Annotated in this window: 6 protein-coding genes; 1 reads left to right on the top strand and 5 read right to left on the bottom strand. The window is 65.9% G+C overall.

Annotated elements, in window-relative coordinates:
• Positions 1 to 468 (top strand): transposase (locus tag LRH25_RS04670; RefSeq protein WP_375142152.1); only part of this gene is annotated, 468 nt, incomplete at its 5' end.
• 1155 nt (positions 469 to 1623) lie between these two features.
• Here LRH25_RS04670 and LRH25_RS04665 read toward each other — a convergent pair.
• The 5 genes from LRH25_RS04665 to icmH all read right to left on the bottom strand — a co-directional run bounded on the left by LRH25_RS04665 (position 1624) and on the right by icmH (position 9167).
• A complete protein-coding gene (locus LRH25_RS04665; RefSeq protein ID WP_259373907.1) occupies positions 1624 to 2946 on the bottom strand; it encodes a type VI secretion system Vgr family protein in 1323 nt (440 codons plus the stop codon).
• 111 nt (positions 2947 to 3057) lie between these two features.
• Positions 3058 to 3678 carry a hypothetical protein gene (locus LRH25_RS04660; protein WP_141290394.1) on the bottom strand — a complete coding sequence of 207 codons (621 nt, stop codon included), beginning with the start codon at positions 3676 to 3678 and terminating at the stop codon, positions 3058 to 3060.
• Positions 3675 to 5375: a hypothetical protein gene (locus LRH25_RS04655; RefSeq protein WP_141290392.1), complete on the bottom strand. Its 1701-nt coding sequence runs from the start codon at positions 5373 to 5375 to the stop codon at positions 3675 to 3677. The genes LRH25_RS04660 and LRH25_RS04655 overlap by 4 nt, the downstream gene beginning before the upstream one ends.
• On the bottom strand, positions 5372 to 8374 hold the full coding sequence (locus LRH25_RS04650) for a type VI secretion system Vgr family protein (protein WP_231010243.1): 3003 nt from the start codon (positions 8372 to 8374) through the stop codon (positions 5372 to 5374). Before LRH25_RS04650 ends, LRH25_RS04655 begins: the two co-directional genes overlap by 4 nt.
• Before the next feature lie 7 nt (positions 8375 to 8381).
• Positions 8382 to 9167: a type IVB secretion system protein IcmH/DotU gene (icmH, locus tag LRH25_RS04645; RefSeq protein WP_141289880.1), complete on the bottom strand. Its 786-nt coding sequence runs from the start codon at positions 9165 to 9167 to the stop codon at positions 8382 to 8384.
• Positions 9168 to 9204 lie beyond the last annotated feature (37 nt).

The raw sequence follows: 9204 nt of genomic DNA, 5'->3' as shown, positions 1-9204 counted from the left end.
CCCGGCAACCCGTACGACGGCCACACGCTGGCCGCGCAGATCGAGCAGACCACCAACTTGCTGCAGGACATCGGGGTCAAGCCCACCACCGCCATCGTGGACCTGGGCTACCGCGGTGTGGACAAGGAGTTGGCGCCGGTGGAGGTGATCCACCGAGGCAAGTTCAAGTCGCTCAGTCCAAAGCAGAGAACCTGGCTGAAGCGGCGCCAGGCCATCGAGCCGCTGATCGGCCACACCAAGGCCGACCACCGCATGGACCGGTGCTGGCTCAAGGGCGCGCAGGGCGACGCGCTGCATGCGGTGCTGTGCGCGGCGGGCTTCAACATCCGCTGGCTGCTGCGGGCCATAGCCCGACTGGGCCTCGGCGGTCTTCTGTTGGCCCTGACCGCGCTGGCGCTGTATGCGGCGGCCATGGCCAGCCTGCTGCGTCACCCGCGTTCCGGCTTCGATGCCCCGTCTGCAACGTGACCGCTGCGGCTCAAGGAATCAAATGACTGCTGTCGCTGCGCTTGAAATGGATTTTGCAGGGCCGACTCAATAACTCGGCCGTTCCTGAATTTCCAGGCGCCGCTTTTCAGCAATGCCGGTTCAGGATTCAGCGGCGGCCCTCTAAATCCTTGGTCGCCGCAAGCTCAGCAAAAATCCTCGTTTCGCCGACGCAGCCACCACCCGCCACATCTCGGACCGGCGTCAAGGAAAACGGTGCTTCCTTCGCGACTGCCGCAGCGCCGGCGCCCACGCAGTAGAAGGCCAAGACGACGGGTGACCAAGACCTGACAGTCATGGATTCACATGGTGTGCAAGACATACTGGAACCTGCTCGTATTCTGCAGCGACCTCAGAAACCTCTGCAAAGTCATAGAACGTTTACCGAGCCGTCATCGGAAACGTCTGGCACTCTGCTGAACCGATGACCGAGTTGAATAACCGTGGTGGAAATGCATACTTTCTCTTTTGTCAAAGGACGCAGTACCCCGGAGATCCAGTGTGTATTGGCGCCGGGCACGAAATATTATCAGATCGCGGAAATATCGCCTTTCAATTCAATTGCATCTCCGGCCGCTCGAGGTATGCTTTCATCCATCGCGGGCCACACTGAACATCAATTCAACCGCATCGTTTGAAAAGAGCCGCTCTCGGGCGACGTGTATATCCAAATGGCATCACAGGCACCGTCATCCACGCGCAAGGCATCGAGACCCGTTCTTTGAATGATGATCTTCTCCTTCGGGGAATAAGTCTGCACGATGCGACACAAGGCATCATCGGCCGAACAAGACTGATCCACTGAAGGAACGAGAGATACCACAGACAACTTCACCGAGTCATCGCGACAAAGGTCTAGGCTACCGGACCCGACACCCAAACGAACAATGTCAGTGGCCTTCGTACCATTCAGAGAGTGCAGCGCCAACTCGACGCCTCCCCTTCGATTTCGGCCTAGAACCACCGCCTGATCGCTCCCGATGGTCAAACGCGCAGTCGTTGGCGACGAGCATTCCCACTGTATTTCCTTATTTGAGCGGGATAGCTCAGAACACCAATCCACCCCAAACGCGGCACAGCCCCACAGGGCCAATACCGAACCTGACAGAAATCGAGCGATCATACGATTTAATATACTCACTCCAGCAACAGGTTGGAATACGAAGAGACTTCCCCAATCTTGTTGCGGTATCGGTACCACATTGACTCACTGCGGAAGTTCAATCTGAGCGGAAAGGGGAAGTCATGGGCGAGATTACACGAGGCGAGATAGTTCGGGTAGGCGCCCTCTTTCCGGCGGCAAAGGATGACAAGATCTCCTGGCGCACGCGCCAACGCTTTGGGCAGGCGAAGCTTGATCCACGAGTGGCCCATCTGCGTCACCTTGCCGTTGGTCTGGCGGATGAAGTTCTGGTCGGCCAGCAGTTTCAACTCGTCGGTGTGGGCCCTCAAGGACACCGGGCCGTTGGCGGCCTTGATCTGCAGGCCGCCCTGGTGGGCGTAGACGCTGCCGGTCTGGCCGCTGGCCTGGGCCCAGGTGTGGGCCGCCGTGGCCTGCAGGTCGCCTTGCGTGACCGTGCCCAGGCGCTGGCCGGCGAAGTGGGTGATGCTGGCCGGCGTGGCCTGCAGGTGGGCGCTGGGGGTGTCGAGCACGACGGCCGGCTGAGCGAACGCGGGCACGGGCTCGCCGTCTTGTGCCCTGCCATCGGTGGGCACCTTGGCGCTCTGGCCGTTGACGCTGTCGGGATGCTTGCCGTCCTGGCCCGGGTCCAGTGCCTGGATCAGCTTGGCCAGGTCCTGGCCTTCGTCATGGCCCTGCAGGCCTTGCGCGCCGATGGCCTGCGCCGCCTGCCCCAGGCGCTGGCCCAGGTCCTGCGCGGCCTTGAGCTGGGCGATGGCCTCCTGGCTGTCCATCTGGCTGCCTTGCGCGCTGCCGTAGGTGCCGGCACGGGCGGTGGTGCTCAGCAGCAGGCCCTGGCCGGCGCGCAGGTTGGCCCAGCCTTGCGTGCCGGCCTCGAAGCCGCTGCCGCGCCAGGCGCCGCGCTGGGCGCTGCTGGTGCCGTGGCTGATCAGGTGGCCCAGGCCGATCTCGCTTGCGGCGTAGCTGGTGGACAGCCGGGTGCGTAGTTGCCCGGGTGCGTCGTCGACCACCCACTGGTTGTGGCCGCTGCCGTCCAGCCCGCGGCTGTGCCAGCCGGCGAGCACGCCGGGATGGTTCACGCCAGCGTCTTCGCCGGCCGAGAACGGCGGGGTCTGGGGGCCGTTGTACACGCCGCCGGTGACCAGAGGCCGGTCGATGTCGCCTTCGATGAACTGCACCGCCACTTCCGCGCCGATGCGCGGGGTGAAGACGCTGCCCCAGTTGGCGCCGGCCGCCGGCGTGGCCACGCGCACCCAGGTGCCGCTTTGTTCGTTGCCGGGGGCGTTGCCTTCGCTGTCGGCGCTGTAGGCGTGCGGCAGGCCGCCGGCATTGGGCCGCTGGCCACGCTGGAAGTGGAACTGGACCTTGACGCGGTGATTGCGCTCGGTGGTAAGGGCTCCGCCCGGCGGGCCGGCGACCCGGACAGTGACTCAGTTGTCCAGGTAGGTGAGGGGACGGTTCCTGTCGAGCGACGCGATGGTCGCGTTGATGACCGCGCTGTCGTCCGACCACAGGCCGCGGTAGTACAGGGAGTACTCCTTGCGGTCCGTGTTCTCCTTGGTTACGCCGTGGACCTCCAGCAGCTTGTTGACCGCATGGATGCGCGGCAGGCGTTCGGTTTCGGTGAGCACCATGCCCCGCAGGCCCTTGACCAGTGAATGCGTCGGCGCCGAGGCTGGTGCCCAGTAGGCAGCGTTGCCGCGCAGCTCGGCTTTCGCGTCGGTCATATGCTTAGGGAAGTAGGCCACCTTGGTGACGTCTTTCGTCACCCGGTAGATGTGCCACGCGGCGAGCAGTTCTGCATCGGGGCGCAGAAGACCGGCCTCCAGCAACTCGCCAGCATCTACCACGGCACGCCGCTCGTCCGCGAGGAACAATCCTTTGACGCTCTCGTCAGTGCCGCCCTTCTGGACACGGGCCATCAGGAACTCATAGGCGCGCGCACGATCGTCGGCCGTCATCGGCTCGAAGTAGGACGGGTCGAGTCCGTCAAGCCTGGCGGTGCCGACCAGTTCGAAAAAGTCTAGAAAGCGTTGGTAGGACGCGCTCATGGTATGGGGGGTGGTCTGGGGTCGAATTTCAGGAGGTCATCGATGTAGCCCGGCGAAAGCGGTATCGCCTGCGATTGACTGTTCAAGACGTGGATGCCGATGTCGTCGATCTGGCCCATCTCCTGCAAGTGCAGCAGCATGGGCTTCTCCTGGTTCTGCCAGATCGTGCCTGGGTCCCACAGTTTCCATGGTGTCTGCACCAGATTCACATCGCCGGTGGCGCCTTCCGCGTACTTGGCGGAGACGCCCTTCCAGAGATCACTGGCATAAGGCCCAGCCTTGCCGGAATCGGCATTCCATGGGTAGCCCTTGTTGACCTCGTCCCAGCCGTCGATTATGCGGCCGCCGGATGTGGTCTCTAGCGTCACGCCATGGATGCTCTCGGCATAGGCCTGGGCCGCCTTGGCATCTCCTGACCAGAACACGGCCCCGTCCTTTGGCGAGGACACGTCCAGGCGCTTGATCACTTCATCCCAGGAGTCACCCGGGTTCTTGGGCAGGTAGGGCCGCAGGACGGCGCGGGCCTCCTCCTTCTTCGCGGCAGCCAGTGCCGCATCACCGCTTTCCTCGGCCTCCTTGGCTTCTTTCGACAGTTGTGTGACCCGTTCGCGATCGGCGATGGCCACGGCGTCCAGCGTGGCCTGCTTCTTGTCGTTGGGTTTGTCGTTGGCGCCATTGGGCCGATCTGGTCTGTCCTTCAGCGCAGCAGCATCGGCATCGGCCGCCTTCGGAGCGGCAGGATCTGGCGCCTTTGTTACGGGAGGCTGGGCGTCTGCCGCGGCCGGCTTGGGTTTCGGCTTTGGCCTAAGAGCTGGCGCAGCGGCGGGCTTGGATTGAGGAGTCTCATTTCGCAGAGGGCGACCCGGCACATCGGCCACGCGCTGCGGCTCGGGCTTGACCAGGGTCGGCTTCTCGGCCTTCACGCCGCTGGCGGCGGTGTGTGCCTCCTTGGGCAAGGTCTGAGCCAGCGCACGGTCCAGGCGGACTTGCAATTCCGTCAAAGCCTTGGGCAGTTGCTGGATGGCGGATTGCTGCACTCCATAGAACTTCTGCTCCCAGGCCGAAAGCTTGGCAATGGCCTGCGTGACGTACTCAAACGCCGGCAGCTTCATTAGCACCGCACGCATGTTCTGCACGATGGCCAGCAGCTTGCCCATGATCTTTGCCAGCGCCTTGACCAGTGCTTCCTCGTACTGCGCGAACTTCACCGCGCGCAGGAACTTGAAGATGTCGCCGCTCATGAACTTGCGCAGGAACTGGATCAACTCCTCCAGCTTGGCCGCCTCCTTGATCAGCAACAGCATGACTGCCCGCAAGGCAGCGCCCAGTTCCGAGCCCGCAATGCCAGTGACGACCGCACCGACGCCTGCGGCCACAGCACCACTGGCCGCCATCACCAGCGGAAGCGCCAGCGTAATGAGGCAGGCCGAAAGCATCACCCACTCCATCACCTCCTCGCGCTTCTCGGGGTGCTGTGCGAGGCGTAGCACCACGGCCACGGCATCCCGCGCGCTGGTGACGATCACTACGCCGGGAACAAAGCTCACCAGCATGTCCGCGACCATCGCCGACAGCGACCGATGGTCCGAAAACTCGCCGAGCAGGACCGACTTGAGCCAGTCGAATCCGCCAACCACACTGCTCCAGGCGTCGTCGATCAGCCCAGACGAAGCTTGTTGTTGATTGCTGCCGCTCATGCCGTGCCTTGGCCAGTAGAGTCGTTGGGCGCTCTGGTCGTCAGCGGCTCCAGCGCCAGGTCCAGGAATTCCTGCCAATCCGAATGGGCCTCGGCCTGCACATGCGAGGCAGGCGCTCGGCTGTCGGCCTCGTATTCCACCTTCGCCAAGGTGCCGATAGGCACGCCGCCAATGCGCGCGTAACCATCGCTGTCCAGCGCACCACTGCGAACAGAGCCGTCGCTGAGCGTGGCCTTGTAGGCCACGCCCGCAATGCCCTCGCCGAGCTCGGTGTAGTACCGAAACTCTAGGTCTTCCGGCCCCGGCTTCTGCCAAGGCTCTGAAGGAAGTCCCGCCAACGCTGGCTTCTGGCTCCCCCCGCCCAAGAACCCATGCGTCGCACTCTTCACCGTGAACGCCCCCGGCGTGGTGAACGTGATGTCCCCACCTTCGAGCGTGATGCCGCTTTGCCCGGCAATCAGTTCGATCTTGCTGTTGGCGCTGATGCGGATTTCGTCGTTGACGCTGACGATGGTGACGCTCTGGTCGGCCAGCAGTTTCAACTCGTCGGTGTGGGCCCTCAAGGACACCGGGCCGTTGGCGGCCTTGATCTGCAGGCCGCCCTGGTGGGCGTAGACGCTGCCGGTCTGGCCGCTGGCCTGGGCCCAGGTGTGGGCCGCCGTGGCCTGCAGGTCGCCTTGCGTGACCGTGCCCAGGCGCTGGCCGGCGAAGTGGGTGATGCTGGCCGGCGTGGCCTGCAGGTGGGCGCTGGGGGTGTCGAGCACGACGGCCGGCTGAGCGAACGCGGGCACGGGCTCGCCGTCTTGTGCCCTGCCATCGGTGGGCACCTTGGCGCTCTGGCCGTTGACGCTGTCGGGATGCTTGCCGTCCTGGCCCGGGTCCAGTGCCTGGATCAGCTTGGCCAGGTCCTGGCCTTCGTCATGGCCCTGCAGGCCTTGCGCGCCGATGGCCTGCGCCGCCTGCCCCAGGCGCTGGCCCAGGTCCTGCGCGGCCTTGAGCTGGGCGATGGCCTCCTGGCTGTCCATCTGGCTGCCTTGCGCGCTGCCGTAGGTGCCGGCACGGGCGGTGGTGCTCAGCAGCAGGCCCTGGCCGGCGCGCAGGTTGGCCCAGCCTTGCGTGCCGGCCTCGAAGCCGCTGCCGCGCCAGGCGCCGCGCTGGGCGCTGCTGGTGCCGTGGCTGATCAGGTGGCCCAGGCCGATCTCGCTTGCGGCGTAGCTGGTGGACAGCCGGGTGCGTAGTTGCCCGGGTGCGTCGTCGACCACCCACTGGTTGTGGCCGCTGCCGTCCAGCCCGCGGCTGTGCCAGCCGGCGAGCACGCCGGGATGGTTCACGCCAGCGTCTTCGCCGGCCGAGAACGGCGGGGTCTGGGGGCCGTTGTACACGCCGCCGGTGACCAGAGGCCGGTCGATGTCGCCTTCGATGAACTGCACCGCCACTTCCGCGCCGATGCGCGGGGTGAAGACGCTGCCCCAGTTGGCGCCGGCCGCCGGCGTGGCCACGCGCACCCAGGTGCCGCTTTGTTCGTTGCCGGGGGCGTTGCCTTCGCTGTCGGCGCTGTAGGCGTGCGGCAGGCCGCCGGCATTGGGCCGCTGGCCACGCTGGAAGTGGAACTGGACCTTGACGCGGTGGTTGCGCTCGGTGGTGATGGCTTCGCCTTCGAGGCCGACAACGCGTGCAGTGAGCAGCGTGGGGGCGCTGCGGGCCGGGCGCCAGCGCGGCAGCACCGGGGCGGCGGCGGGGGTGGCGTGGAAGTGGTTGCGGTAGCTGCCGCGGGCAATCCCGGTGGTGCCCAGCAGTTCGGCGGCCTGGCTGCCGAGATTGTTGGCGATGTGGTGCTCGACAGCGAGCACGGTGAAGGCGTTGTCAGGCCGCGGGTGGCTGGCGCTGGCGGCACCTGCGTAGCTGTCGCTGCTGGTGTTGGCGCCGTACAGCGGGTGGTCGATCAGGCTGAACTCGGCACCGGCGCGCAGCTGGCGGGCACCGCTGCGGCCTTCGAAGCGTTTGGCCAGGCTTTCCAGGGCACCCAGGGCCAGGCGGGCGGCCCGCTCGGCGGCGTCGCCATCCTGGTAGCGGTAGGCACCGCTGCCGCTGTAGACCTCGAGCGTGGGCACGTCGCCCAGGTCCAGCTGGCTGGGCTGGCTGGCGCTGCTGCCGGCGAGCTGCTTGTGGTTCCAGCTGCCCAGCGTGACGGCGTTGGCAGTGAGCTGGCGCTGGGCCAGGAAGTGGGTGACGGGGTCTTCGAGGCCGGCCTGCACCGCCGTGGGGTGGAGGGCGGCAAAGCGGATGTCGCCCAGCGCGTCGCGCGGGCTGCCGGCGTCGGTGATGACCAGGCGGTGGCGGGCGCAGCCGGCGTCGTCGGCCTGCGCGGCGGCGTCGCCCGACAGGTGCTCGATGTGCCAGCTCAGGCCTTCCTGGGCCAGCAGGCGGGTGACGAACGCCAGGTCGCTCTCGCGGTACTGGATGCACAGCGAGCGGGTGCGCAAGGCCTCGGGTTCGGCCAGCGCCAGGCGCCAGTTGGCGGCGGGGTAGTCGGCAAAGATGTCTTCGGCGATCTGCAGTGCGGTCTGGTCCTGGTAGACGTGGCTGTCCAGGCGCAGGGCCAGCACGCTGAGCCAGGGGTGCATGACCAGGCGGTAGCGGGCCAGGCCGCCGTCCGAGCCGAGCTGGGCGGCTTCGGCGACATAGCCGTGCCAGGGCAGGTAGCTGCCGTCTGCCTGCTTGACGCTGAGCGTCATCTGCTCGCCGATCAGGCTTTTGAGTTCGAAGTAGGCCGAGGTGGAAAGGCAGTCCACCACCAGCTCGAAGGGCTGGCTTACCGCCTCTCGCATCACCGCGCGTTCGGCCACCAGGGACAGGGCCGGGAGCGCGGTCTGCAGCTTCAGCAGCCGCTCGCCCTCTTCCAGCCAGGCGGTGAAGTCCAGCCGGCTCTTCAGCGCCTCGAGGCCAGCATCCAGGGTGTCTTCAATGCCTGTGGCAAGGCTCGTCAATCCTTCCAGCATGAGCGCCTCAAGGCAAGGTGATGGTGACCCAGGCCGACTGGGGCGCGAGTTGCACCACCTGGCTGTAGGGGGCCAGCGTGCTTTCAGTGCTGTTGCGCAGGTGGGTGCGCAGGCCCAGGAAGGCGACTAGGCCGATCACCGCAAAGACGCTGGCCATGACCCACAGCGGCACTTCGCTGCGCAGCTTGTTGCTGATCTGGTCCGGCGGCGCCCAATGCGGGGCGAAGGCTGCGCGCCTGCCCTGCATGTGCACGATCTCGTCGCCCAGCCGTGCGGTCAGGTAGCCCAGCTTCTCGCTGCCCTCCATGGCATAGCGCCCCTGGAAGCCCAGCAGCAGGCACATGTGGTAGACCTCCAGCACCTGCACCCGCACGGCCCCCTCGCCGCGCAGCTTCTCGAGCCGCTCAAAAAATCGCTCGCCTGCCATGTGCTCGCCAAACAGCTCCAGCTGCAGCGGCTTGACGACCCAGGCCTCGCGGATCTTCAGCTTCGAGGTCAGCACGATCTCGTCCAGCAAGCCGCAAAAGGCGAACTTGGCACGGTAGACATCGGCTGCTTCCAGCCCGAGCTTCTTCGCCCCGCGGTCCACCTGCTTGAGCAGGCTCAGCACCCGTTCTCGGAAGACCTCGGCGTCCGCCGGCGCATGGCCGTTGCGCAGCAGGAAGACCATGTAGAAGCCGGGATACAGCAGGTCCATCAGGCCACGCGGTTCGGCGCCGGGCGCCTGCACTGCGCTGCGGGACTGGGTCAGGGGCGCCTGGCCAGCGCCAAAGAGTGAAGGTGCGGTGCTCATCGAATTCTGCTTCCCTGGAAATCTTCTTGAATGTCAG

It is taken from the genome of Ideonella azotifigens (genome assembly GCF_021043325.1).
GTDB lineage: Bacteria > Pseudomonadota > Gammaproteobacteria > Burkholderiales > Burkholderiaceae_C > Ideonella > Ideonella azotifigens.
Note: the sequence above shows the minus strand (reverse complement) of the source record. Positions and strands in the feature narration are given on the sequence as shown.